Here is a 24885-nt window from a genome sequence, read left to right as displayed (position 1 = left end):
GCTGTCCATCATGAAGGACGGGTTGCCCTTCACCGCCTTCAGGCGCTCGAACGACCACTTGACGTCCTTCGCCTCGACCGGCGAGCCGTCCGAGAACTTGGCGGCCGGGTCGAGCTTGAAGGTGAACTGCGTCGCGTCGGCATTCACCTCCCAGGAGGTGGCGATGTTCGGGCCGATCGACTTGTTGTCGACGCCGAGCGCCACCAGCGTCTCGTAGACGTTGGAGAAGTAGATCTGGCAGGTGTCGCAGAAGCCGCGGTGCGGATCGAGTGAATCGAGGTCCATGTTGCGGGCGATCACCAGCGGCGCGTCGGCGGCATTGGCCGTCGGCATCCCGGTGAGCGGGGTGGCGATCGCGAGCGCGGCGGCGAAGGCGGCGAGCCTCCAGCGGCTGCGTCCGGCGGAAATCAAGCTCTTCATGTCCAAGCCTCCCAATCGCGCCGGACGGCGGGCCAGACCCGCACCGGCAAACTGCTCCCGGCGCCCGCGGGCGCCAACCGATCCGTCCGGGGCGCACCGCCTCGGTCGGCCTCCGCGCTCCCCTCCGTCTTGGCCGACCGGGCGCGGTCCGGTCGGCCGAAGTTCAAAGCCCCTCCCGGGGGCGCTCCCGTCGCAACGCCCGCGCTCAGGCAGGGCGGGCGAGGAACTCGCGTGCCACCGAGGCGACGCCGGCGGCGTCGAGGCGGTAGTGGGCGTAGAGCGAGGCCGGCGGGCCGACCGGCACGTACTCGTCCGGCACGCCGTGGCGGCGGAACGGCACGCGCGGCAGATCCACCAGCACCTCGGCGACGGCACTGCCGAGGCCACCGGTGATGTTGTGCTCCTCGACCGTCAGGATCGCCTTCGTCTCGGCGGCGGCGCGGCGGACCGCTTGCCTATCGAGCGGGCTGATCGTGTGCATGTCGACGACGCGCACCGAGACGCCCTCACCCTCCAGCACCGCCGCCGCATCGAGCGAGGCGCGCACCTGCGAGCCGGTGGTGATGATGGTGAGGTCGGTGCCCTCGCGCAGCGTCGCCGCCACGCCGAAGCGGAACTCCTCGGGCACCGCCGCATAGACCTCCGGGTCGCGGCCGCGGCCGAGGCGGATGTACATGGCGCCGGGATGGTCGACCGAGGCGCGCAGGATGGCGCGCAGCTGGTTGGCGTCGGCGGCGCAGACGACGGTGAGCTCCGCCACCGTGCGCAGGAAGCCGAGGTCCTCCAGAGCGTGGTGGCTGGTGCCGTAGAAGCCCATCGAGAAGCCGGAGTGGTGGCCGACGACGCGCACCTTCATGCGCGGATAGGCGCAGTCGGTGCGGATCTGCACGGCCGCCAGCAGCCCGCAGAACGAGGCGAAGGTGGCGGCATAGGGGATCAGCCCGCAGGACGCCATGCCGGCCGCCGCCGTCACCATGTTGCGCTCGGCGATGCCGAAATCGATGAAGCGGTCGGGATGGCGCGCCTTGAAGTCGAGGGTGCGGTTGGCCGAGGCGAGGTCGGCCGTCATCACCGTGATGCGCGGGTCGTGGTCGGCGAGGTTGGCGAGCTCCTCGCCGAGGATGAAGGCCGGCATCGCCGCGGCGGGCGTGCCCTGCACCGAGCGCGCCTCCTTCAGCTTCACGTCGGCGCCGGTGCCACGGAAGAAGTCGGCCTGGTCCTGGGACTCCGTCTCGGGAGCCGTGGGGGGAACCTGCACGCCCATGGTCATGCCTCCACCGGCACGTAGGGCTTCAGGCCGGCCTGAAGCTCGGTGATGGCGTCCTCGTAGTCCTGGCCGACCAAGTTGCCGACGTGCCAGTTGAGCTTCATTTCCATGTGGCCGATGCCGCGTCCCTTGACGGTGTCGGCGATGATCACCTGCGGCTTGCCGAGACCCGCCGGCTGCAGGGCATCGAGTGCACCCAGCACGGCGGGAATGTCGTGGCCGTCGATGCGCTGCACCGCCCAGCCGAAGCTCTCGAAGCGGTCGACCAGCGGCTCGACGCCCATGATCTGGTCGACGGGGCCGTCGATGCAGAGCTGGTTGCGGTCGATGATGGCGACCAGGCCCTGCAGCTTGAAGTGGGCGGCCGACATCACCGCCTCCCAGATCTGGCCCTCGTTGAGTTCGCCGTCGCCGAGCATGCAGTAGACGCGGTAGCTGCGGTTCTGCATGCGGCCGGCGAGCGCCATGCCGACGCCGATCGACAGGCCGTGGCCAAGGGAGCCGGAGGAGAAGTCGATGCCGGGCACCTTCTTCATGTCCGGATGGTCGCCGAACGGGCTGCCGAAGCGGGTGTAGTTGTCGAGCAGCGCCGGGTCGAAGAAGCCGAGGTCGCCCAGCACCGGGTAGAGGCCGATGGCGGCGTGGCCCTTCGACAGGATGAAGCGGTCGCGGTCCGGCCAGTCCGGTCGGGACGGGTCGATGCGCAGGTGCGCGTAGTAGAGGGCGGAGAACAGCTCGGCCGCCGAGAACGTGCTCGAATAATGGCCGGCGCCGGCGATCTTCGTCAGCCGCACCGTCTCGAGGCGGACGAACTTCGCCCGGTCGACGAGATGGTCGAGATCGACGTTCCGGCCGGGTCGGTGCGCCCCTGCGGAGCCTGCCGTCGCCGTCATGAGCGGCCTCCGTTGCGGATGGAACGGGTGGGAATGCTCGCTGCCGCGGAACCGGCACGCCGACCCCGGGGGGTGGCGGACCGACCAGGGCGTCGCCCGATACAGGATATATCTAACGCGCTCGTGATCGCCGGTGTCAACATTGCCGCCAGGGCCCCGTTGCTCGCTTGCGTCTGAAATCCGCCGGCGCCGGGCGCCGGACGGTGCTCGCTATTCGTCGCGCCAGCCCTCGGCCTCCAGCGCCTCGATGTGGCGCAGGAAGTTGCGGCCGCCCTCGAGGAGGTCGTCGCGGATCGCTGCCGTCAGCCCGACGCGGTCGCGCCGGCGAAGCGCGTCGAGAATGTTCTCGTGCTGGTGGCGCACCGCGTACTGCGGGTGGCCGTGCGGATAGAGCAGGTTCAGCATCGGGCCGACCCGCATCCACAGGTTTTCCAGAAGCTCGATCAGCGCCGGCATCCCGGAGCGCCAGTAGAGGCCGAAGTGGAATTCGAAGTTGGCGCGGATCGCCGGCTCGTATTCCTTCGCCGCCTCCGCCGCGACGAGGCGGGCGTGGGCAGCGGCCAGTTCCTCGATCGCCGCCGCGTCGACATGGTCGAGCGCCCGCTCGGCGGCGAGCGGCTCGAGCAGCAGGCGGATGTCGCGGATTTCGAGATACTGCGCCACCGTCAGGCGGCGGACGCGGATGTAGTGGTGGGGCTTGAGCTCCAGCGCGCCGTCGCGGACGAGCTGGAACACCGCCTCGCGCACCGGCGTCTCGCTGGTGCCGAGGGCGAGGGCCACCTCGCGCAGGCGCAGCCGCTCGTCGGGCTTCAGCAGCCCGCGCATCAGCTTCTCGCGCAGCTGCCGGTAGACCCGGTCCGACAGGCTCTGGGACTCGATCGGCGCGAACCGCGCCGCCGCCTTCGCCATCATCGCCACCCTCTCCGCGGAGCCGGCGACGGGGTCGTCCGGCGCCGGGGCGATCATGGCACGTCCCGCCTCGCCCGTGTCGAGGGGCGCGGCGATCACGCCACCGCCTTCTTCACCGCGGCCATCGCCGCGTCGGTCCGGTCGAGCGCGGCGTCGATGTCGGCCGGCGTGTGCGCCACCGACAGGAACATCGTGTGGGTCGGATGCAGGTAGACGCCGCGCTGCAGCGCCTCGAGGCAGAAGGCGTTGCCGATGCGGCGGTCGGCATCGTCGTCGAACAGCACCACCGGCATCTGCGCCGGGCCCGACTGGCGGATCGGCAGGCCGTGCGCCTTCGCCTGGGCGTCGAGGCCGGCGCGGAAACGCTCGCCCATCGCCTTCATGTGGCCGACGCCGTCGTCGCGCTTCAGTTTCCCGATGGTGGCGATCGCCGCCGCCATCGCCACGCCGGCGGTCCAGAACGAGCCGGTGGTGAAGACCTTGGTCGCCCCCTCGCGGAAGCGGTCGTTGCCGGTGACGGCGCCCAGCGCATGGCCGTTGGCGATCGCCTTCGACCAGGCGGAGAGGTCGGGCTGCACGCCGACCGCCTCCCAGGTGCCGCCGATGTCGATGCGGAAGCCGGCGCGCACGTCGTCGACGATCAGCGCGGCACCTGTGCGGTCGGCGGCGGCCCGGCACGCCCTGGCGAACTCCACCGTCGGCATGACGTGGTCCTTGCCGAGGTCGTACTTGAAGGCGGAGAGGAGGATCGCCGCGAGGTCGTCGCCGGCTTCGGTGACGGCGCGCTCGAGACTCTCGATGTTGTTCCACTCGAAGAAGATCTGGTGGGCGCGATCTTCCGCCGTAGTGCCGCCCGGCCAGGGCGTGCACCACGGGGCGGCGCCGTGATAGGCGCCGGTGCCGACGAGGATCTTGCGCCGGCCGGTGCCGGAGCGGGCGATCATCACGCACTGCGTCGAGGCGTCGGTGCCGTTCTTCGAGAACATCGCCCAGTCGGCGTGCGGGATGGTGTCGACGACGAGCTCGGCGAGCTCGACGAGGCGCTCGCTCGGGCCGTTCAGGCAGTCGCCGAGCGCGGCCTGCTTCGCCGCCGCCGCGTCGACCTCCGGGTCGTGCCAGCCGAGCACCACCGGACCCCAGCCGCCCATGAAGTCGATGTACTCGCGGCCGTCGACGTCCCAGATCCGGCAGCCCTGACCGTGCGAGAAATACTGCGGATAGCCGGCCGGCAGCCGGGCGGCGTTCTGGTGGCCCCAGAGGCCGCCGGGAATGACGCGGCCGGCGCGGGCCCGAAGCTGCGCATCCTGCGTGGCGAATGGCTGGTTCATGGCGGACGCTCCCTCCCTCGCGGCCGGCGCCGGCGTGCCGGTGCTGCGGCTCTCTCCGGCGCACCGGATTGCCGGCGGCCGCAAACCGGGGCACCTTGTGTCGACCAGGGCCGCCCGCCGGCTGTCGCAACAAGATATATCCTGTATCATTTCATCATGACAAGCCGTCCCACCGCTTCCGCAGCACCCGGCCGCGCCCGCCCCGGCGCCGGCGCCGCACCCTCCTCCGATGCCGGCGCGGCCTTGCCGACGCTCCTCTTCGCCGGCGTCGCCGACGATCTCACCGGCGGCATCGAGCTCGCCTCGCTGATGGTGCGCGGCGGCGTCGCCGCCCGTCTGCTGACCGCGCGGGGCACCACGGCCGACATCGGCGACGCGCCGGCCACCGTCATCGGCCTCAAGGTGCGCGTCGCGCCGAAGGCGTCGGCGGTGGCCGCCGTCCGCCGCGCCCTCGCCGTGCTGGCGCCGCGCAGCCCCCGGCAGATCTTCCAGAAATACTGCGCGACCTTCGATTCGACGCCGCGCGGCAACATCGGGCCGATCGCCGATGTGCTGATGGCAGCGACCGGCGCCCCGTTCACCGCCTTCTGCCCGGCCTTCCCGGAGGTCGACCGCACCGTCTACGCCGGCCACCTGTTCGCCATCGACCAACTGATCTCGCGCTCGCCGAAGCGCCACGATCCGCTGACGCCGATGCGCGAGCCCGACCTCGTGCGCGTGCTCGCCGCCCAGACGGCGGAGACCGTCGGCCTCATCCGCCACCAGGTCCTTGCCGCCGGCCCCGAGGCGGTGGCGGCGAAGGTCGCGGCGCTGACGGCGGCCGGCGTCCGCTACGCCATCTCCGATGCCGTCGACGAGGCGGACCTCGCCTGCCTCGCCGCGGCCAGCGTCGACTGGCGGCTGATGACCGGTGGCTCATCGGTCGCGGTCTACTACCCCGACCTCTGGCGCGCCCGTGGCGACCTCGCGGGCTTCGCCCCGCCGGCGCCGCTGCCGCGCGTGGAAGGCCGGGCCGCGGTGATCGCCGGCAGCTGCGCCGAGCGCACCGCCGCCCAGCTCGCCGCCTTCGCCGAGACCGGCCGCCCGGTCATCCACCTGGAGGCCGCGGCGCTGGTCGACCCGGCGCAGGCGGCGGCCGCCACCGACGCGGCGCTGGCCGCCGCGATCGCCGTGCTGCCGTCCGGCCCGGTTGCGGTGGCCACCACCGCCGATCCCGCCGCCGTCGCGGCGGTTCAGGCTCGCGCCGGGGTGAAGCGCACCGCCGCGGCGATCGAGCAGGCGCTCGGCCGCATCGCCGCGGGGCTGGCGCAGGCCGGCGTCACCCGCTTCGTCATCGCCGGCGGGGAGACCTCCGGCGCGGTGCTCGATGCGCTGGGCGTGCGCGCGCTCGAGGTCGGCTCCTTCGAGGCCCCCGGCCTGTCGCGTGCCGTCTCCACCGGCCCGACCCCGATCTCGCTCCACCTGAAATCCGGCAAGCTCGGCCCGGTCGACATGTTCGCGCGGGCGCTGGCGGAGGGCTAGACTGTCGCGAGACGTGTGAGGGCGCCTCTCGACTCGGCGCGGCACAGGTGCCAGTTGCAGCATAAGGGCCGGTCCCGGGGATACCTGTCGATCAGCAAGGCGCTCAACTGCGACGGCAGCATCTGCGGGGCAACGATCAACGGGCGCGCCAAGAAGCAGAAGCTGATCACCCAGATCACCTGCGTCACCACCGTCGACAACGCCCAGATCTCCTATGGCGCGGCCACCGAGGACAAGACCAGTTCGGTTGCCCTGGCGCTCTTGCCGGTGCAGTCGCGCACGCTCGCCGGCACCTTCGAATATGGTGTCCTCGGCGGCCCGACGCAGGTCGTCATCGGCCCGGACGAATCCTTCTTCGTCGGCGTGCTGGCGACCAGTTCGATCGACCAGGCCGTCTGTTCTCTGACCGGGACGACGACGAAGCTCTGAGCCGCCTTCGCCGCCTGCGACCGGCGGCGCCGCGACGCCGCCGCACAACGGCAGGGTGCGCGCGAATGTGATCGCGTGTGGCGCTTCCGGACGCCCGCACCTCGATTACTCTGGAGATCTCGCTCGCAGAGGGGATCTCCCATGAAGCCGTTGATCCGTTCGACCGCTGCCGCTGCCGTGCTCGCCATCCTCGCCACCGCTCCCGCCCTCGCCGAGGGCGAGCAGTACCTGTCGATCAGCAAAGGCATGGCGTGCGAGGGCACCGCGTGCTCGGCGACGATCAAGGGCCGCAAGAACAAGCAGACGGTGATCACCCACATCTCGTGCCTCAGCTTCGCGAACGAGGCCTCCGTCGCGTTCGGGGCCGCGACCGACGTCCCGGGGAGCCAGGTCACGCTCGCGATCCTGCCCGTGCAGTCCCGCACGCTCGTGGGCACAGTCGAGAACGCCGTCGTCGGCGGGCCGACCCAGATCGTCCTCGGTCCCGACGACTCGTTCTTCTTCGGCGTCATCGCGAACGGCCCCATCCAGCAGGCGGTCTGCACCTTGACGGGCACGACGACGAAGCAGTGAGGGGGGACGGGCCTACGCTCCGCCACGCTCGCCCGCCCTGCATCGACGGCGCCGCTCCTTGGCAGGACCGGCGCCGTCCGTTCCTCACCCGAAATTCCGCTCCAGCCAGTCCTTGCCGTAGACGACGATGTCGCCCGCGTCGAACAGGTGGCACGCGGCCCGGCCGACCCGACCGCTGCGGCCGCGGCCCTCGCCGACATAGAGGTGGGCGATGGTCTCGACGGCGTCCATCGCGCCCGCTTCGGCGAAGCAGGCGAGGATGCCGTTCGAGTCGAACTCCTCTGTCCGCCGCCAGACCTTGGCGCCGGCCTCGTCCAGCATCGGCATCTCGTAGGTGACGCGGCGCTTTCCCGGAATGTCCGCGATCGCCTCGGCGTAGTGCAGCACCGTGACGGCATCGAGCGGGGCGCCGAGGAGCAGCACCTTGCCGCCCATCTCAACGAGGCGCTCGAGGGGGGAGCCCGGCCCGAACGCCTGGCCGAGCCGGTGCTCGCCGATCAGCGCCCCCGCCCGCGCCCCGACCGCCACCATCGAGGCGTCCGGATGGGCGCTGCGCACGGCGCCGGGCGCGGCGCAGAGGAAGGCGTTGAGCAGCCCGAAGCCGCGCCAGACGCCCGCGGTGGCCGGGTCGAAGGCCGGCCAGGCCTCCTGCACGGCGGCGGGCAGCCTCACGCCGTTCAGCGTCTCCTCGTAGGGCGAGCGATCCCACGATGCGTAGCCCATCAGCGTGCCGCCGGGTACGACGCTGTCGAGGAGCGCCGCCACCACCGCCTCCGCCCCGCCGACCACCGGCCCGATCGCCTTCAGCGACGCGTGCACCATGACGACGTCGCCGGCCGAAAGGCCGAGGGCACGAAGCTCGCGCGCGAGGGTGGCGGGGGTGGTGGGGGCGACGCCCGACGTTTCGCGGGCAGCACGTCCGACGAGAGCGCCGGCACCGTCGGCCTCCGCCGTGCCAGCCACCGCCGGGTCCGCGTTGTCTGTCGCCACCACTGTTTCTCTCACCGCACGGAATCGACCTTGCACACGCTGCGATGGCAGCGCGCAACCCGGCCATGCTATGGCGGGAGGCCCCGCAATTCACGCCCGGATTTCCCGTCCGTGCGCAGCGACTGACGCCACCATGCCGACGCCTCCGCTCCCCACGGCCGACCTGCTCTTCGCCTATTCGGTGTTCGCCTCCGTGCCGAAACCGCGCAGCCTGCACGTCTCGCCACTACGCGACGCCGACTCCATCCTGCGCGACATCACCTCGGCGCCCCTGCGGCGGCTGACGCACGACCAGCTCAGCGAGTTCGCAACCTCCGCCATCAGCACGGTCGGCGAGTCGGAGGATTACCGCCACTTCCTGCCGCGCATCCTCGAGCTCGCTGTCCTCGGCCGGCCGGACATGGGCTTTGAGGCTGGGGTGATCGCCGGCAAGCTCGAGATGGCCGGATGGCGATCCTGGCCCCGCAAGGAGCGGGAGGCGATCGAGGCGGTGTTCCGGCGGGCGATCGAGATGGACACGGACGAGGAGCGAGAGGCCAGTGAGTGGCTCCTTGGCCTCTGCCGCCTTGGCCTCGATCCGTCCCCGTCACTAGCCGCCTGGCGGGCGTCGCCGACAGTGAATGCGGCGCTACAGCTGGCGGTGTTCGTCGACGAGACGAAGGTGAAGGACGGCCTCGTTGCCGACGGAACGTGGCGCGACGTCGACGAGGCAGCGCGCCGGACCGTCGCGACGTGGGCGCATAGCCAGGAGACGTGGGCGCAACTGCTCGCCGCCGTTGACGCGGCGTCGCGCCAGGGTCCCGCCTCCGGAGAGGGGGCCTGGCTGATCGAGCTCGCGGTTGCGAAACTGCCATGACGTCCAGCGCGAGGGTTGACGGTCAGCCCCGCCACCCGGGTCCGGCGACGCCGCTCGTCGCCGACGCGCCGTTCCCCGGCACGGCCGACGCCGGTCTCGCCTGGACGATGCCGTCGAACAGCGGCCGCGGCGCGGCCACCTTCACCGTGCGCGGTGTCGGCAGCGCCGGGGGGCTTGTCTGCGAGGTGGCGATCGACGCCGACTTCTTCGCCCTCGGGCGCGACACCCTCGGCCCGATCGTGCCCCAGCTCAGGCTGCGGCTCTGCCAGGCCGTCGTCGACACGGAGGGGCTGCGCGCGCTGCTCGCGGACCTCCGCCAATGGGAGGTGGACCGCACCCCGGTCCGCCGCCAGATCTCGCCCGACCAATCATCCCAGTCGCTCATTGTGGAACTCGGCGTGCGCGACGGGGTGATCTGCACGCCGGAGCAGCCGGTCTTCACGGTTCGCTACGAGGGCTCTCTGACCCGCATCGAGCATGGATTCGTCGCCGATCAGTCCTGCGTGGTGATCGCCATCGAGAGCCTGGCGCGGGTGGTCGAGGAGAGCCAGACTTCCCGCGGCTGAACGCGCGGCCCGGCTGGCAAGCAGCGGCCTGGCTCGCGGCGGCCTACTCGCGGCGACCGAATACGACGTAGGCGGCCCCTCCGGGCTGGTCGATGCGGCGTTCACTGAAGCCACTCACCAGAACGTCGCCGATCCCGTCGCCGTTGAAGTCGCCGGCGCTGGCGACGGTACACCCCGGCGCGTCGTTCGAGGGCCGCCGCGCTCCGTACGTGAGACGATAGCCGTAGACGCCGTCGAGATCGGACGGATCGAGGGCTTCCGCCGAGCGCTCGCGCCGTCCGTACACCACATAGCCGACGTCTTCTCCGCTGTTCGCCGCCCCCAGGATGAGGTCGTCGAGCCGGTCGCCGTTGACGTCCCCCGCCGCTGCCGACTGGAGCCATGACGATCCATTTCCCACCAGTCGGAACCCCAGATCGGGAGGCATGCGTTCGGCGACGGAGATCGCGCGCAACTGGCCACGCGGGGCGCCGTAGAAAACGAACCCTTTTTCGCCCTTCTGCGCGATCGAGGAAGAACCTCGGTCGGTGAGCGCGACGACGTCGCTCCGGCCGTCACCATTCAAGTCAAAGCCCGAGGCGACTGATAGCCACTCCCACTCCTTGGATACTCTCGGAATGTGAACGCCTTTTGCCCGTGCGTAGGGGATGAGCTTGACCGTTACCGGGGGCGTCTTCTCTCCGAAGATGATACTGATCGAGCCTGGCCCCGTCACACCGGCGACGCCGACCACCAGATCGGAGAGGCCGTCGCCATCGAGATCGCCACCCGCGACGCTCGCCTTTGCGTAGACCCCGGCGAGTTCCACCTTGAAGCCGTCTTCTCGCCCGAGCTCGGTGAGGGCGACGTCGCCGCGCGTTCGCCCGCGCTGCCCAAAGACGACGTACAGCGTCCGACGGTCCCGCACGAGCACGTCGTCGATGCCGTCGCCATTGAAGTCGCCGATCTCTCCGATCGGCTGAGCGGGGCCGCTGTATCGCGAGAAGCCGAACAGACGGAAGCCGTCGTGGGGCTCGAGCTTGGCGAGGTTCGGTGCCGATTCGAAGCCATCCTGTCGGCCGTAGACGATCGCGAGATAGCCTTCAGCGAGGATGGCAAAGTCTCCGAGACCGTCTCGGTTGACGTCGCCCGCGCTTGCGACCGGTGCCCACCCCGGCAGGTTTCCCTTCCCGGCGAGAACGCGGAAGCCGGTTCCGCCAGACAGGGACGCCACGTCGATTTTGGATTTCCATCCGGTCGCGGCGCCCATCACTCCGAAGAGGGTCGCCTGCTCTGCGCCGTTCTCGCCCGATGTCGCCGCCCAAGCGCCGCCGATCAGAACATCGCCGAGGCCATCGCCATCGAGGTCGGTCGCCGCCAACTGCCGACCGTCTGCGAAGCAGGCGCCGTCGAAGCCGCGCACCCACAGGGCGGTGCCGTCCTGCCCGTCGAGGCGACCTATGTCGACAGTGGCTTTAGGCCGGATGATCTCCACCTCGAGCGCCTTTGAGCGCTTGCTCTCGGTGCCTTTGCGGTTGACGGCGACGGCCGTGATCGTCCGCTTTCCGGGACGCAGAGGGACGGAATACTCCCACTTCCCATTGCGGTGAACTCGCGCAGAGTAGGACCGCCGGCCGTCGATCGTAACCATGACGTAATCGGTCTTTGGCTCTGCGGTGCCCTCGATCGGCAAATCGCGATAGACCGACTTTCCATTGACGGCATAGCCTTTCTTTATCCGGATTGTCGGCGGCGCCGGCCGCTCCTCTTGGTCTCCAGACCGTGCCATACCGCCAGACCCGACCTGAAGATCGTGGGGCAAGGCGGGTAGCTTGCCTGCGGACGCGCCGCTATCGGCCATGGCCGCGCCGAACGGGGATGCCACCATCAGCAGCGCCACTAGAATACGCAGCGACATCTCAAGCCACCTGTGCATGGCGTGGGGGCGAACCTCTCGGCTCCCCGCGATCGCGGCTGTTTGCGTCTCCGGCGAACGGCGCGCGGGCATCAGTCTTCTACCCGCTTTGGTAGAAATCCAGCAAGCGGGGCGTCTGGATTCGATGCATGTATTAATCTTCGGGTCACTAATCGTCCGGATCGGCGGAGGGGCCTCTGGCCGGCTACGGCGCCTGCCGCCCCCCTACCCGTAAACCTTCGTCCCCAGCCACCCCTTCGCCTTCTGGCCCCAGTAGAGGTCGTGCATCCGCTTCGTCAGACGGCCTGGCTTGCCGTCGCCCAGCGGCTTGCCGTCGATCTGGGTCACCGGGATGATGCCGCCGGCGGTCGACGACAGGAACACCTCGTCGGCCTCGGAAAGCTCGGCAATGGAGACCAGGCGTTCGGTCACCGGGTTCTGCAGCTCGGCCGCCATCTCGATGACGGTCCGGCGCGTCATGCCGTCGAAGACGCCGCCTTCCGGGGTGGTGATCTTGCCGCCCTTGACGACGAAGACATTGAAGCCCGGGCCCTCGGTGATGTGGCCTTCGGAATCGACCAGCACCTCGGTGTCGCAGCCGGCGTCATAGGCCTCCATCTGGCCCATCGTCAGGTCGATCCAGTGGAAGTTCTTCACCGTCGGGTCGACCGACTGCGGGCGGATGCGCTCGATCTTGCTGACGTGCAGGTTGAAGCCGCGGCCGCGCGCCGCCTCGTCGGCGATCCACACGAACGGCACCGCATAGGCATAGAAGCGGTTGGTGCAGAGCCGCGGGTCGCGGGTACCGCGCGGGCCGAAGCCGCGCGTCGTCGTCATCAGCACGAAGGCCTCGGTGAGGCCGCTCTTGCGCACGCATTCGAGGCAGATCTCGCCGATCTCCGCCTTGGCGTAGGGGATCTTGAAGTGCAGCTTGCCCATGTTGCGCTCGAAGCGGTCGAGGTGGTCCTCGAGGCGGAAGGCGTAGCCGCGCCAGACGTGGAAGACGTCGTAGGTGGCGTCCGAGCGCAGGAAGCCGCGGTCGATCAGCGGGATGCGCGCCTCCAGGATCGGGACGTACTCGCCGTCGACGAAGGCCGTGCCCCCCTCGAAGCGCGGGTCGACCGGCGGCCCCTCGGGCTCCGTGCCGGGCAAAGCGGGAAACAGCGCGGCATCGGCATCAGCGGCGAGCGACATGGGGCGAGGTCCTCGTGCACGGGGCGAACCGGGCGGTTGCCCGATCTGCTATATCCTATATTCTCGCCGCGAAGCGGCAGCGTCAACGCCGCCGGCGGTTCGTGCCAGGGTGCAGCCGCCCGAAGCGTGCAGGGGAGGCGTGAGGTCAACATGAGCGAGGAGCCCGCTCCCGCGCCGCTCGCCGGCGTGCGCATCCTCGATCTGTCGCGCGTGCTCGCCGGACCCTGGTGCGCCCAGGCGCTCGCCGACCTCGGCGCCGACGTGATCAAGCTCGAGCATCCCGGCCGCGGCGACGACACCCGCGACTGGGGCATCCGCATCGGCGCGACCGAGACCTCCTATTATCTCTGCGCCAACCGCAACAAGCGCTCCATCGCCGTCGACCTCTCGGTGCCCGAGGGCCTCGCCCTCGCCCGTGACCTCGCCCGACAGTCCGACGTCGTCATCCAGAACTTCCGCCCCGGCGGCGCCGAGAAGATGGGCCTCGGCTACGCGGCCCTGTCGGCCGACAATCCCGGCCTCGTCTACGTCTCGATCGCCGGCTACGCCGAGGGCACCAGCGAGGAAGGCCGCCTCGGCTACGACCTCGTCGTGCAGGGCGAGGCCGGCGTCATGGCGATGAACGGCGAGGAGGCGCAGCCGCCGCTCAAGATCGGCGTCGCCGTGGTCGACCTCGTCACCGGCATGACGGCGGCCCAGGGCGTGCTCGCGGCGCTGCTCGAGCGCACCCGCACCGGCCGTGGCCGGCGCGTCGACGTGGCGCTCTACGACGTCGGCGTCGGCGTCACCTCCTATGTCGGCCTCGACGCCCTCGTCACCGGCCGCGATCCGGCCCGCTACGGCAACGGCCACCCGGCGATCGTCCCCTACGGTGCCTTCGAGGCGGCCGACGGGGCGATGATCGTCACCGCCGGCACGACGCCGCAGTTCCGCGCCTTCTGCCGCGCCGCCATCGACCGGCCGGACCTCGCCGACGATGCGCGCTACGCCACCAATCTCGGCCGCGCGCAGCACCGCGTCGAGCTCGTCGCGGAACTCCGCGCCGAGATCGGCAAGCGCAAGCGCGCCGAAATGCTCGCCGCCATGCGGGCGAACGGCATTCCCGGCGGCGAGGTGAACGGCCTGCACGAGGCGCTGACGAGCCCGCGCACCGAGGAGGCGACGCTGGTGCGGCGGATGGCGCATCCGGTCGCCGGCACGGTGCCGGTGATCGCGCCGGCGATGCGCCTCGACGGCGTCCGCCTCGCCGTGTCGCGCCGCCCGCCCTGTCTCGGCGAGCACACCGACGAGGTGCTGGCCGAGCGCCTCGCCCTCGACGCCACCCACCTCGACGATCTCCGCACGCGCGGCATCATCCGCTGAAGACCGGGAGCGAAGACCAGTGACCGACCACGCCGACGACAGGACGGCGATCGTCGCCGCCTACCGCGAGCTCGACCGGCTCGGCTACGTCACCGGCTCGGCCGGCAACCTCTCCGTCCGCACGCGGGCCGGCATGCTGATCACGCCGACCGGCATCGGCGCGCCGCAGCTCACGCCCGGGCAGGTGGTGCCGGTGACGCTCGACGGCACTGTCACGGGCGACTTCGCGCCCTCCAGCGAGTGGCAGCTGCACGGCGAGATCTACCGCCTGGTGGAGGGGGCCGGCGCCATCGTCCACACCCATGCGGACGCCTGCGTCGCGCTCGCCTGCCTCGGCGAGCCGCTGCCGGCCTTCCACTACACGATCGCCGCCTTCGGCGCCGACGCGGTGCCGCTGGTGCCCTACTCCACGTTCGGCTCGCTGGAGCTCGCCAAGGCGACGGGGGCGACGCTGCGGGACTGCTCCGCCTGCCTGCTCGCCAACCACGGCATGGTCGTCCGCGGCCGCACGATGGCCGCAGCGGTGGCCGCCGCGATCCGGCTGGAAACGCTGGCGCGGCAGTACCTGCTGGCGCGGTCGGCGGGGACGGTGAGGTTGCTCACGACGGCGCAGATGGCCGATGCGCGGGCGCGGTTCACCACCTACGGCCAGCAGCCGGGGCGACCGGCGGGGCATTGAGGTCACTCGGTGCGGTGGACCTGTGAAGTCTTGTTCCGTCGCTGCAACGCGAGATAGCGGTCCCGGACGGTCCGGAAGAAGCCGGGCGGGAGGAAGCCGAAGGCGACGGTTGCGGCATTCCCGCCGATCGTCCGCAGGTCGGGGCCGGGCCAAGTGAACTCGTTGACCTCCGTCAGCACCACCCAGGAGCGCTCACCGTCCAGCCCGAGGCGCGCCTTCGTCTGGGCGGGGATCTCGACGGCATCGGCTGCCGCACGCGGCGGCGAATGCGTCACGGGCAGCACCTGGATGCAGCGTCGCCCCGCTTCGTCGGCGACGACCAGCACGATGGCGCGGGGTCGATCCTTGCTGCCCTCGTCACGACCTTCCCGGGCCTCGCGGTCCCAAAGATAGGCGTAGCGGATGACGAGTCCGGGCTCCGGGACCGGCAGCGTCACTCGCGCCAGTCTTTCAGCTCGTCGTCGAGGTGGTTGTGTTCGGTGGGAACTTCGGCCTTTGCGATCAGGGCGAGATCGTCCTCGCTCTGTCCGCCGGTCGGGATCACCCGCCGGTCGCGACGGCGCAGGCGCGCGTACTCTTCCGCCGACAGCAGGACGAGGCGATCGCGGCCGTTGCGGGTGATGGTGACGGCCTCCGACAGCGCCTTGTCGGTGACGGTGCCGTAGTTCTTCAGGAACTCGGCCGACGAGACTCGCATCTTTCCAACCATTCGAAACATTCGAGAGATTGGAATATGTGCTGGGCCGGAGGCGACAACAAGCCGCCCGTCACTCCTTCAGCGCCGCCCGCATCGTCTCGAGCTTCACCGGGCGGAGCGGCAAGCGCGGGGTGTTGAAGCCGACCTCCTCTGGGTCGAGGTCGCGTTCGGCGGCGATCAGGCGGGCGAGGCCGAAGCCGCATACGCGGCCCTGGCAGAGGCCCATGCCGGCGCGGGTCCAGAGCTTAGAGCCGAAGACGTCGTCGGCGCCGTCGGCGAGCGCGGCGCGGATTTCGCCGGCGGTGACGTCCTCGCAACGGCACATCACGGTGTCGTCGGTGATCGTGGCCGCGAGGCCGGCGGGCGGCGCGAAGTGGGCGTTGAGGGCGGTGGCGAACGCCGCCGGCGCACGGCGGCGCTCGACGAGGCGGCGGCGTTCGCGCGAAGTGTCTGATAGGCCAAGGCTTTCGGCGGCGGCGAGGCCGGCGAGGCGGCCCGACAGCCGGGCCGGCCGGGCGCCGGCGATTCCGCCTGTTTCTCCAGCGGCATAGACGCCGGCGATGGTGGTCGCGGCCGTGGCCGGATCGACGCGGCAGTGCCAGCCGCCGGCGGCCTCGTCGAAGTCGTGGGCGCAGCCGAGCGCGGCGGTGAGCTCGATGTGCGGGCGGAAGCCGTAACCGACGAGCAATGCGTCGATATCGCCGATCTCGAAGGTGCGCGTCAGGTCCGGCGTGCCGCGGGCGTCGAGCGGTGCGATGCGGGCGGCGCGGACGCGGTCGTCGCCGAGCGCCGCCACGACGACGCCGCCGCGGTACCAGGGCACGCGGGCCCGCATCAACGGCCAGGCGAGGCGGGCGAACTCCTGCCAGATCAACGGGTTACGGGCGACGATGGCGGCGGCGGCGAGCGGCCGGTCGGCGGCCTCCAGCACCGCCGCCAGCTGCCCGCCGGCCTTGAGGATCGAGGCCGCGACCGGCAGCAGGAACGCGCCGCTGCCGGCGACCAGCGTCCGGCGGCCCGGCGGCGTGCCGGAGAGCTTGGCGAGCCTCTGGCCGGCGCCGGGCGTCATCACGCCGGGCAGCGTCCAGCCGGGGAAGGGCACGACGCGGTCGTGGGCGCCGGTGGCGACGATGACGGTGCGGGCGGTGACGCGGACGGCACCGCCGTCGCCGGCGGCGTGGAGCGTGAAGCCCGCCTCGGTGGGGAAGACGCCCCAGACCTCGCGGCCGGAAAGGATCCGCGCGCCGGCCCGTTCGGCGTCGCCGATCAGGCCGGCGCCGGCGGCGACCTGCGGGTTGCCGTCGACGGAAGCGGCAGAGCCCGCCGGCGGCTGCATGTAGTACTGCCCGCCCGGGCGGGGGAAGGCGTCGAGAACGAGGACCCGGGCGCCGCTCGTCGCGGCAGCGGCGGCGGCCGAAAGGCCGGCGGCACCGGCGCCGACGACGCAGACATCACAGCAGACCCGCTCCGGGCCTGGATCTTCTGCCGTCTCAGGATCGCGCGCGATCGATCCTTCTCCGGCTAAGGGTCCAGCTGCTCCGGTCACCGCCCCGTCTCCACGGCCATGCCGTCGCGGACCTCGACGAGGCAGGCGCGGCGGGCGGGGGTGCCGTCGATGGTGACGAGGCACTCGAAGCAATGGCCCATGCCGCAGTGGACGCCGCGTGGCGTGCCGGCGCGGGGGCTGCGGCGGAGGACCGGCCGGTCGGCGGCGATCAGGGCGGCGGCCACCGTCATGCCGGCTCGGGTCTCCAGCCGGTCGCCATCGACCGTGATCACGATCGCACTCATGCCGCCGCCGCCATGGCGAAGCGGTCGGCGCGGTAGAGCGCGGTATCGAACGGGGGATCGCGCTCGAGGATGCCGTCGGTGATCAGCCGACCGATCGCCGGCGAGCGGACGAAGCCGGTGCCGTTGTCGCCGGCGGCGATCCACAGGCCATCCGGACCGGCCGGGCCGGCGACGAAGCGGCTGTCCGGCGTCACCGCCTCGTAGCGCACCCACGACCGCAGCACCGCGATGTCGGCGAGGCCGGGGAATAGCCAGAGCAGCGTCTCGACGGAATCGCGCACGAAGGCGAGGTCGACGGGCGGCACGACCGGGGGAGGCGTCACGGCGGCGGCTCCGGTGCCATCGTTCTTGTCCGCGCCGCCGGCCTGCGCCGTGCCGCCGGCGAGCACGGTGTTGAACAGCACCTGGCCCTCGCGCGCCTGCTGGATCTGGGTGTAGCCGGCCTCGACGCCGCCGGCGCTCTCGCAGGCGCCGACGACGCGGCGGATGACCGGCGGCACGCGCACGGTGGCGAGGCACTGCGCCTTGCGCGGCAGCATCGGCAGCACCACGCCGAGCGGTGCGGCGAGCTTCGCCGCCCACGGTCCGGCGGCGAGCACCACATGCGGCGTGTCGACGGTGCCGGCGGGCGTCGCGACGCCCGTGACGCGGCCACCGTCCGTGCGGACGGCGGTGACGTGCGTGTGGGCGCGGACGGTGGCGCCGTGCCTTTGGGCATCGGCCAGCAGGGCGCGGACGGCGAGGAAGGGGTTCACGACGGCGTCGAGCGCCGACCAGGAGGCGGCGAGGATCGGGCCGGTCAGGGCCGGCTCGATTTCGCGGACGGCGGCGGGGTCGAGGAGCTCCGGCGTCAGCCCGGCGGCGCGCTCGGCGGCGATCCAGCCCTCGGCGACGGCGATGTCGGCCTCGCGGGCGATGAAGCGCAGCTGGCCGCAGCGGTTGTATTCGAAGCCGCCGATCTCGGCGTCGAGCTCGGCCCAGCGCGCCCGCGTCCAGGCGAGCAGCTTGAGTTCCTCGAGGTCCATCATGTGGGTGGAGATGCAGGCGAGGCTGGCGCCCGAGACGGCGCCACCGAAGGCGCCCTTCTCCAGCACCAGCGGCTTCATCCCGGCGCGGGCGAGCGCCTGCGCCGTCGCCGCGCCGACGATGCCGCCACCGACGACGACCACGTCGGCGGTCTTCGGCAGAGCGGTGCTCACGGCCACTCGCTCCGGCGGCTCTTGGCCGGGGCGGCGGACCAGAAGCGCAGGTCGACCACGCCGGCGGCCACCGCTGCGTCGACCGGCTCGCCGACTGCAGCCATCGCCGCGGCAGCGCGGGCAACGTGCTCGGGATCGGGGTAGCCGAGGCCGCGCACGCGGGTGGCGCCGGTGAGCGACAGCGCGCGGATGTCGGCGAGCTGGGCGCGGTGGTGCGCCTCGTCGATGTCGGGGCGGGCCGCCAGGCAGGCGGCGACGGCGCGGTCGGGGTCGTCGAAGGCGATCGTCCAGCCCTCCAGCACGGCGTCGACGACGGCCTGTACGGTGGCGGGGTCCTCGCCGATCAGCGTCCGCGACACCACGAGGCCGTCCTTCAGCAGGCTACAGCCGAGGGCTCCGGCGGTGAACACGGTGATCGCGTCCTTGCCCAGTGCGGCCTCGACCTCGTGGAGCTCGTGATAGGCGGTCATCTGGGCGCTGGCGATGTCGCCGGCCAGGAACGCCGGCACGGTGTCGTTCATCGGCAAGCGCGTGACCGCGTCCCGGGCGAGGCCGGCGGTCGCCAGCATGAAGCGGAGCTCGAGGTCCTCGCCGCCCGGCCAGACGCCGACGCGCCGGCCGGCGAGGTCGGCCAGCGTCGCGACGCCGGCGTCGCGGCGGACGGGATAGACCAGCGGGCTCTGCTGCTGGATGGCGAGCACCAGCGAGAGGTCGCGCGGCCGCCGGCATTCGAGGATGTGCGAGGGGCTCGCGACGGCCATCTCGGCCGCCCCGGTCAGCACCGCCTCGATCGGGCCGCAGGAGAAGTCGATGCCCTGGCATTCGATCTCGACGCCGCGGGCGCGGGCGAGGCCGAGCTGTTCGGCGAGCAGGTAGCCGGCGAACTGCGCCTGCTTGTGCCAGAGGAGCCGGATGCGGACGGTGCGGGGCAAGGGAATGGCTCCGGCGAGTGCTTGACCCTCCCCCTGTGGGAGGGTCGGACCGCGTCAGCGGTCCGGGGAGGGCCGCCGGCGGCGTCAGCCGTCGGCGGTGCGGCGATGCAGCAGAGCGGGGAGGGTGCACGACCGCCTGCGCCGAGTTCGTGGCTCCCCCCCTCCGACCGGCTTCGCCGGCCACCTCCCCCGCGAGGGGGGAGGGTTTTCGTAGGTCTTTTGGCGTCCCTGACGTCAGGGAAAATCCGTTCCCCCACCCACGACGCGAACCCTCCCCCCTCGCGGGGGAGGGTAGGGAGGGGGGGCCGCCGCGGGTGGGGCGTTGGACGTCTTCGCCTGCCGCCCGCCGCGCTTTGCGCGGCGCCCTCATCCGGCGCTTCGCGCCACCTTCTCCCGGCAGGGCCGGGAGAAGGGAAGACGCCGCCGAGCCTGCCGCACCGCCGCGCGTTCGCGCGGCGGTCCCCTCCGGCGGGCTTCGCCCGCCACCTCCCCCACGAAGGGGGGAGGGCGCGCGCACCGGTACCCAGGTGCCCGCGTCACGGCGGTCACCGCCGCCCCGCCTCGGCTCACCCCGCGCAGGGGATCGTCTTGTAGGCCGCCGGGGCCTTTTGCCAGAAGGCGTTGGTGAAGGCCTTCGTCAGGTCGATCGGCGCGTCGATCAGCTTGGCGTCGAGGAGAATCTGCTGGACCGTCTCCCAGTCCTTCAGCACCGAGATGCCGAACTCGCCCTTCAAGGTCGGGCCGGTGCAGAAGAGCTCGCCCATCGCCTTGATCTGGGCGACCTGCTCCTCGACCTTCAGCTCGCTGTTGTACTTCACCACCACCTCGGCCGCCTTCTGCGGGTCGGCCAAGGCCGCCTGCCAGCCGCGCAGCGTCGCGTCGACGACGGCCTGCACGGCTTCGGGCTTCTCGGTGATCACCGCCTCGGTGGTGAACAGGCCGGTCGAGACCATCGCCAGGTCCTGCTCGGAGGCGTCGATGAAGACGAGGTCCTCCTTCTTGATGCCCTGGGCGTAGACCTGCTGCAGCTCGTTGTAGAGGGTGACCTGCATCACCTCGTAGTCGCCGTTCAGCCAGCCGACGATGTCGTAGCCCTGGCTGACGATCTTGACGTCGCCCTGGTCGATGCCGGCCTTCGCCAGCATGGCGAGGAACTCCTGCTCGTCGCCGCCGAACCACAGCCCGACGCTGCGGCCCTTCATGTCGTTGATCGAGGTGATGCCGGACGACTTGCGGGCGATGTAGGTGGTGACGCTCTTCTGGCCGTACTGCGAGACCATGACGAGCGGCGCGCCGTTCGAGCGGGCGGCGATGATCTGGTTCGGGTGGCCGATGCCGAAGGTGTCGGACCCTTGCGCGACGGTGACGGCCGGCTTGATGTCCGGGCCGGCCGGGACGAGTTCGATATCGACGCCGGCCTCCTTGTACCAGCCGTTCTCGAGCGCCATCAGCGGGCCGGCGAACTGGCCCTGGATGATCCACTCGAGGCGGAGCGTCTCGGCGGCGGCGGATGTGGCGAAGGCGGCGGCGAGCGCGGCGCCGGCGATGAGCGTGGTGAGCGACTTCTTCATGGTTGCAGTCCCCTCTGCTGGTGACTTTCCGGAAGGACCTTCCCCGTCGGTATTGTCGTCCCCGTCATTGCGGCTCGCGCATGGAAGCGTGCCAGGGGATCGCTAAGCGCTCGATCAGGGCGACGAGCGCGAAGAACAGAATGCCGATGAGCGCCGAGATGATCATCGCCGCCCACAGGCGGGGCATCGCCAGCATCCGGTAGGTGGTCATGATGACGAAGCCGAGGCCGCGGTCGGCCTGCACGAACTCCGCCACGATGGCGCCGATCACCGAGAAGGTGACGTTGATCTTGAGACCGACGAAGACATAAGGGAGCGCGCTCGGCAGCCGCATCTTGAAGAAGCGCTGGGCCGGGGTCGCGGCGGCGACGTGGAAGACGTCCATCACCACCCGGTCGTAGGACTGCAGGCCCTTCATCATGTTGAGGGCGAGCGGGAAGAACGACAGGAAGGTGGTGACGGCGATCTTCGAGCCGAGGCCGTGGCCGAACCAGATGATGATGATCGGCGCGATCGCCACCACCGGAATCGTGTTCGCGGCGATGACGTAGGGCATGAAGCCGCGCGCCATGAACGGCGAATAGGCGAAGGCGACGCCGAGCAGCGCGCCGAGCGCCGAGCCGAGCACGAAGCCCGACATCGCCTCGAACAGCGTGATGCCGGCGTGGCCGAGCAGCGTCGTCGGCGCCGCCCAGAACGCCTCCCAGACGCGCACCGGCGAGGGCAGCACGTAGACCGGGATCTCGAAGAAGGTGACGGCGCCCTGCCAGAGCGAGACGATCACCACGAAGGTGACGATCGGCGGCCAGACCAGCGGGAACCAGCGGGCGAGCGGCGGACGCGCGAGGGCCACGGGCTCAGAGGGCATCGGCATAGCCTCGCTCGAGCTCGCGGTTGCCTTCGCGCACCAGGGCCTGGAAGGCGTCGTCGTCACGGGTCGCGAGCCGGCGCGGGCGCGGCAAGTCGACATCGATGACGCGGGTGATGCGGCCCGGCCGCGGCGTCATCACCACCACCTTGTCGGACAGAAGCACCGCCTCGCGGATCGAGTGGGTGACGAAGAGGACGGTGACGCCGGTCTGCTCGTGGATGGCGGCGAGCTCCATGTTGAGGCGGTCGCGGGTGATCTGGTCGAGCGCGCCGAAGGGCTCGTCCATCAGGAGCACGCGCGGCTCGGTGGAGAGCGCCCGGGCGATGGCGGCGCGCTGGCGCATGCCGCCGGAGAGCTGGCGCGGCCACGACCGCTCGAAGCCCTCGAGCCCGACGACGCGCATCAGCTCGCGGCCGCGCGCCTCGCGGGCGGCGCGGTCGACGCCGCGCAGTTCGAGCGGCAGCACGACGTTGTCGAGGATGCGCCGCCACTCCGGCAAGGCGGGATCCTGGAAGACGAAGCCGATCTGGCGGGCGAGGCGGGCGGCCTTCGGGGTGGCGCCGCCGACGGTGACGGTGCCGGCGGTGGGGGCGAGCAGGTCGGCGACGATGCGCAGCAACGTGCTCTTGCCGCAGCCGGAGGGGCCGATGAGCGAGACGAAGCTGCCCTTGGCGACGGCGAGCGAGACGCGGTCGAGGGCGCGCAGGCCGGCGGCGCCGCGGTCACCGGCATAGACGAGGGAGACATCGCGGACGTCGACGACCGGGGCGTCCGCCGGGGGTGCCGGGGTGGGGCGCGGCTCAGCCATCGGCGAGCCTCGCGAGCGTGGTGGCGAGAACGCGGGCGGCGAGCACGATGTGCTCGGCTTCGGCGTGCTCCGACGGGTGGTGGCTGACGCCGCCGCGGCAGGGGATGAAGACCATGGCGGTGGGGCAGACCCGGGCAAGCGAGCGGGCGTCGTGGCCGGCGGCGGAGAAGACGTCGATCGCCGGCGCGGCGAGGTTGGCTGCGGCGTCGTAGAGGGTGCGGCGCAGGCCCTCGTCGAAGGCGACGGAGGGGGCGTGGGCGATCTGGCGGACCTCGACGGCGCAGGGGCCGGCGTTGGCGGCGAGCGTCTCGGGGATGGCGGTGCCGAGGCGGTCGAGCACGGCGTCGTCGGCCTGGCGGATATCGATCGAGAAGAAGGCTTCCGCCGGGATGACGGAGGGGGCGTTCGGCTTCACCTCGAACAGGCCGACGGTGAAGAGGGTGTCGGCGGCCTCCCGCGTCAGGTCCTCGACCGCGGCGATCATCCGCATCGCTGCCATCAGCGCGTCGCGGCGGTCGGCGCGGGCGGTGGTGCCGGCGTGGGCGGCCTCGCCGGTGACGCGGACGCGGTAGCGACGGGTACCCTGGATGCCGGTGACGACGCCGAGCGGAACGCCGGCCTGTTCCAGCACGGTGCCCTGCTCGATGTGGGCCTCGACGAAGGCGTGGGCGGTGCCCGGCAGCGGGCGCAGGGGCACATCGTCGTCGGCGGCCAGCACCGCCGCGGCGGCCTCGCCGACGGTGATGCCGGCAGCATCGGTGATCGGCAAGATTTCATCGGCGGTCTTGAGGCCCGCAAAGGCTTCCGAGCCCATCATGCCGGGGGCGAAGCGGCAGGCCTCCTCGTTCATCCAGGCGACCACCTCGATCGGCCGCTTCGGCACGATGCCGGCCGCCTGGATCGCCTCGACGGCGGCGAGCGCCGCGAGCACGCCGACGGTGCCGTCGAAGCGGCCGCCGGTCGGCTGGCTGTCGATGTGGGAGCCGGCGAGGACCGGCGCCGTGTCGGTGTGGCCCGGCAGGCGCAGGAAGAGGTTGGCGAGGGCGTCGGTGGCGGGCTCGAGGCCGCTCGCACGGCCCCAGGCGACGAGCTCGGCGCGGGCGGCGATCTCGGCCTCCCCGAGTGCCGGCCGGTCGACGCCGCCGTCCGCCCGCGCGCCGTGGCGGGCGAGGGCGTCGAGGCGGGCGAGCAGCCGGCCGGCATCGACGTGGGCGGCCGGATCGGCAGTGGCGAGGGCGGCGGCGGCGGTCATTTCGTCCGCATGATCTGCGCCGGGTCGGCGCGCGGGTCGCGGGGTCCCCAGCGGTTGGCTGCGACCTGGGCGAGGAACTCGGCGACGAGGGTGTTGAAGAGCGCGGGTTCCTCGAGGTTCAGCGTGTGGCCGGTCTTCGGGAAGACGGCGAGGCCGGAGCGCGGGATCGTGCGCTTGAGGAAAATTCCCGGCTGCAGGCAGTGGTCGTCCTCGTCGCCGACGAGGATCAGCACCGGCAGGGCGAGGCGGCGGAAGTCGTCCTCGAGATCGTAGAGCGAGGGCCGCTTCGCCTGCACGCCGCGCATGGTGTTGGCGGCGCCGCGGGCATCGTGCTTCGCGAGCCGCTCGGCGAACAGGCGCCAGCCGGCGGGGTCCTTCGCCTGGAACTGCACGCGCGAGGCGCCCTCGGCATAGACGGGGGCGAAGGCGGCCGAGCCCTGGCGCTCGAAATTGTCGGCGACGGTGTTGGAGATGCCCTGGAAATAGGCCTCGTGCGCCTTCTCGGCGCCGTAGCCGGCGCCGGCGGCGACGATCGACAGCAGCCGTCCGGGGTGGCGCAGGCCGGCGTGCAGGCAGGCGAAGCCGCCCATCGACAGGCCGACGATGTGGGCCTTGTCGATGCCGGCAGCGTCCATGACGGCGATGATGTCGTCGGCGGCGCGGGCCTGGCTATAGGACGACACGTCGGCGGGAATGTCCGACGGCGGATAGCCGCGGGCGGCGTAGGTGATGCAGCGATGGCGGCGGGCGAAGGCTGCGACCTGCGGCTCCCAGCTCCAGTGGTTGCCGCCGAACTCGTGCACGAAGACGATCGGCACGCCCTCGCCGACGCTGTCGTAGAAGAGGCGGACGCCGTCGTCGGTGGTGGCGAAGGGCACGGGCT

General features: G+C 71.5%; 26 protein-coding genes. 7 read left to right on the top strand and 19 right to left on the bottom strand.

What is annotated here, in order from left to right:
- From RUR49_RS01855 to RUR49_RS01835, 5 genes are all read right to left on the bottom strand, one after another.
- Positions 1 to 420: ABC transporter substrate-binding protein (locus tag RUR49_RS01855; RefSeq protein WP_409144630.1), on the bottom strand; the 420-nt coding region annotated here is incomplete at its 3' end.
- Positions 421 to 625: 205 nt separating this feature from the next.
- A complete protein-coding gene (locus RUR49_RS01850) occupies positions 626 to 1684 on the bottom strand; it encodes a transketolase family protein (RefSeq protein WP_409144629.1) in 1059 nt (352 codons plus the stop codon).
- A 2-nt stretch (positions 1685 to 1686) separates the two neighbouring features.
- Positions 1687 to 2580, bottom strand: coding sequence for a transketolase (locus tag RUR49_RS01845; protein ID WP_409144628.1), 894 nt, complete (start codon positions 2578 to 2580; stop codon positions 1687 to 1689).
- A gap of 210 nt (positions 2581 to 2790) precedes the next feature.
- A complete protein-coding gene (locus RUR49_RS01840; protein WP_409144627.1) occupies positions 2791 to 3588 on the bottom strand; it encodes a GntR family transcriptional regulator in 798 nt (265 codons plus the stop codon).
- Positions 3585 to 4817 carry an aminotransferase class III-fold pyridoxal phosphate-dependent enzyme gene (locus RUR49_RS01835; RefSeq protein ID WP_409144626.1) on the bottom strand — a complete coding sequence of 411 codons (1233 nt, stop codon included), beginning with the start codon at positions 4815 to 4817 and terminating at the stop codon, positions 3585 to 3587. The genes RUR49_RS01840 and RUR49_RS01835 overlap by 4 nt, the downstream gene beginning before the upstream one ends.
- A gap of 156 nt (positions 4818 to 4973) precedes the next feature.
- On the opposite strand from RUR49_RS01835, the gene otnK reads away from it, so the two are divergent.
- The 3 genes from otnK (at position 4974) to RUR49_RS01820 (ending at position 7340) form a co-directional block, all read left to right on the top strand.
- Positions 4974 to 6338 (top strand): 3-oxo-tetronate kinase, encoded by a 1365-nt coding sequence (gene otnK, locus RUR49_RS01830; protein ID WP_409144625.1) that lies wholly within the window; start codon positions 4974 to 4976, stop codon positions 6336 to 6338.
- A 54-nt stretch (positions 6339 to 6392) separates the two neighbouring features.
- Entirely contained in the window at positions 6393 to 6767 is a 375-nt protein-coding gene (locus tag RUR49_RS01825) for a hypothetical protein (protein WP_409144624.1), read from the top strand.
- Between the two features lie 141 nt (positions 6768 to 6908).
- Positions 6909 to 7340, top strand: a complete 432-nt coding sequence (locus RUR49_RS01820; RefSeq protein WP_409144623.1) for a hypothetical protein — start codon at positions 6909 to 6911, stop codon at positions 7338 to 7340.
- Between the two features lie 84 nt (positions 7341 to 7424).
- On the opposite strand, the gene aac(3) is transcribed toward RUR49_RS01820, so the two are convergent.
- Positions 7425 to 8330, bottom strand: coding sequence for an aminoglycoside 3-N-acetyltransferase (gene aac(3) / locus RUR49_RS01815; protein WP_409144622.1), 906 nt, complete (start codon positions 8328 to 8330; stop codon positions 7425 to 7427).
- A gap of 133 nt (positions 8331 to 8463) precedes the next feature.
- Between aac(3) and RUR49_RS01810 the strand changes: the two genes are divergently transcribed.
- Positions 8464 to 9186, top strand: coding sequence for a hypothetical protein (locus RUR49_RS01810; RefSeq protein ID WP_409144621.1), 723 nt, complete (start codon positions 8464 to 8466; stop codon positions 9184 to 9186).
- A complete protein-coding gene (locus RUR49_RS01805; protein WP_409144620.1) occupies positions 9183 to 9752 on the top strand; it encodes a hypothetical protein in 570 nt (189 codons plus the stop codon). Before RUR49_RS01810 ends, RUR49_RS01805 begins: the two co-directional genes overlap by 4 nt.
- Positions 9753 to 9795: 43 nt before the next feature.
- Here the strand turns inward: RUR49_RS01805 and RUR49_RS01800 are convergent, their stop codons facing one another.
- Complete coding sequence (locus RUR49_RS01800) at positions 9796 to 11649, bottom strand: FG-GAP repeat domain-containing protein (protein ID WP_409144619.1); 1854 nt, start codon at positions 11647 to 11649, stop codon at positions 9796 to 9798.
- A gap of 222 nt (positions 11650 to 11871) precedes the next feature.
- Complete coding sequence (locus tag RUR49_RS01795) at positions 11872 to 12840, bottom strand: aminotransferase class IV (RefSeq protein ID WP_409144618.1); 969 nt, start codon at positions 12838 to 12840, stop codon at positions 11872 to 11874.
- A gap of 150 nt (positions 12841 to 12990) precedes the next feature.
- Between RUR49_RS01795 and RUR49_RS01790 the strand changes: the two genes are divergently transcribed.
- Positions 12991 to 14202 carry a CaiB/BaiF CoA transferase family protein gene (locus RUR49_RS01790; RefSeq protein WP_409144617.1) on the top strand — a complete coding sequence of 404 codons (1212 nt, stop codon included), beginning with the start codon at positions 12991 to 12993 and terminating at the stop codon, positions 14200 to 14202.
- Positions 14203 to 14221: 19 nt separating this feature from the next.
- Positions 14222 to 14881: a class II aldolase/adducin family protein gene (locus RUR49_RS01785; RefSeq protein ID WP_409144616.1), complete on the top strand. Its 660-nt coding sequence runs from the start codon at positions 14222 to 14224 to the stop codon at positions 14879 to 14881.
- Between the two features lie 2 nt (positions 14882 to 14883).
- On the opposite strand, the gene RUR49_RS01780 is transcribed toward RUR49_RS01785, so the two are convergent.
- The 11 genes from RUR49_RS01780 to RUR49_RS01730 all read right to left on the bottom strand — a co-directional run bounded on the left by RUR49_RS01780 (position 14884) and on the right by RUR49_RS01730 (position 24880).
- A complete protein-coding gene (locus RUR49_RS01780; protein ID WP_409144615.1) occupies positions 14884 to 15318 on the bottom strand; it encodes a hypothetical protein in 435 nt (144 codons plus the stop codon).
- On the bottom strand, positions 15315 to 15578 hold the full coding sequence (locus tag RUR49_RS01775; protein ID WP_409144614.1) for a type II toxin-antitoxin system Phd/YefM family antitoxin: 264 nt from the start codon (positions 15576 to 15578) through the stop codon (positions 15315 to 15317). Before RUR49_RS01775 ends, RUR49_RS01780 begins: the two co-directional genes overlap by 4 nt.
- A 70-nt stretch (positions 15579 to 15648) precedes the next feature.
- Positions 15649 to 17124, bottom strand: coding sequence for an NAD(P)/FAD-dependent oxidoreductase (locus RUR49_RS01770; protein WP_409144613.1), 1476 nt, complete (start codon positions 17122 to 17124; stop codon positions 15649 to 15651).
- Positions 17121 to 17369 (bottom strand): (2Fe-2S)-binding protein, encoded by a 249-nt coding sequence (locus tag RUR49_RS01765; protein WP_409144612.1) that lies wholly within the window; start codon positions 17367 to 17369, stop codon positions 17121 to 17123. The genes RUR49_RS01770 and RUR49_RS01765 overlap by 4 nt, the downstream gene beginning before the upstream one ends.
- A complete protein-coding gene (locus tag RUR49_RS01760; RefSeq protein ID WP_409144611.1) occupies positions 17366 to 18568 on the bottom strand; it encodes an NAD(P)/FAD-dependent oxidoreductase in 1203 nt (400 codons plus the stop codon). Before RUR49_RS01760 ends, RUR49_RS01765 begins: the two co-directional genes overlap by 4 nt.
- Complete coding sequence (locus RUR49_RS01755; protein WP_409144610.1) at positions 18565 to 19500, bottom strand: ABC transporter substrate-binding protein; 936 nt, start codon at positions 19498 to 19500, stop codon at positions 18565 to 18567. Before RUR49_RS01755 ends, RUR49_RS01760 begins: the two co-directional genes overlap by 4 nt.
- A gap of 566 nt (positions 19501 to 20066) precedes the next feature.
- Positions 20067 to 21071, bottom strand: a complete 1005-nt coding sequence (locus RUR49_RS01750; protein WP_409144609.1) for an ABC transporter substrate-binding protein — start codon at positions 21069 to 21071, stop codon at positions 20067 to 20069.
- A 64-nt stretch (positions 21072 to 21135) separates the two neighbouring features.
- The gene (locus RUR49_RS01745) at positions 21136 to 21939 is read right to left on the bottom strand and encodes an ABC transporter permease (RefSeq protein WP_409144608.1); all 804 of its coding nucleotides are present in this window, start codon (positions 21937 to 21939) and stop codon (positions 21136 to 21138) included.
- On the bottom strand, positions 21929 to 22750 hold the full coding sequence (locus tag RUR49_RS01740) for an ABC transporter ATP-binding protein (protein WP_409144607.1): 822 nt from the start codon (positions 22748 to 22750) through the stop codon (positions 21929 to 21931). Before RUR49_RS01740 ends, RUR49_RS01745 begins: the two co-directional genes overlap by 11 nt.
- Positions 22743 to 24002 carry a M20 family metallo-hydrolase gene (locus RUR49_RS01735; RefSeq protein WP_409144606.1) on the bottom strand — a complete coding sequence of 420 codons (1260 nt, stop codon included), beginning with the start codon at positions 24000 to 24002 and terminating at the stop codon, positions 22743 to 22745. Before RUR49_RS01735 ends, RUR49_RS01740 begins: the two co-directional genes overlap by 8 nt.
- Positions 23999 to 24880 carry an alpha/beta fold hydrolase gene (locus RUR49_RS01730; protein ID WP_409144605.1) on the bottom strand — a complete coding sequence of 294 codons (882 nt, stop codon included), beginning with the start codon at positions 24878 to 24880 and terminating at the stop codon, positions 23999 to 24001. Before RUR49_RS01730 ends, RUR49_RS01735 begins: the two co-directional genes overlap by 4 nt.
- Positions 24881 to 24885 lie beyond the last annotated feature (5 nt).

This window comes from Pseudoxanthobacter sp. M-2 (genome assembly GCF_046156265.1).
In the GTDB taxonomy this organism is placed as follows: Bacteria; Pseudomonadota; Alphaproteobacteria; order Rhizobiales; family Segnochrobactraceae; genus CAMDHY01.
The sequence above is the reverse complement of the archived record's forward strand: the minus strand, read 5'-3'. Positions and strand labels throughout refer to the sequence as shown.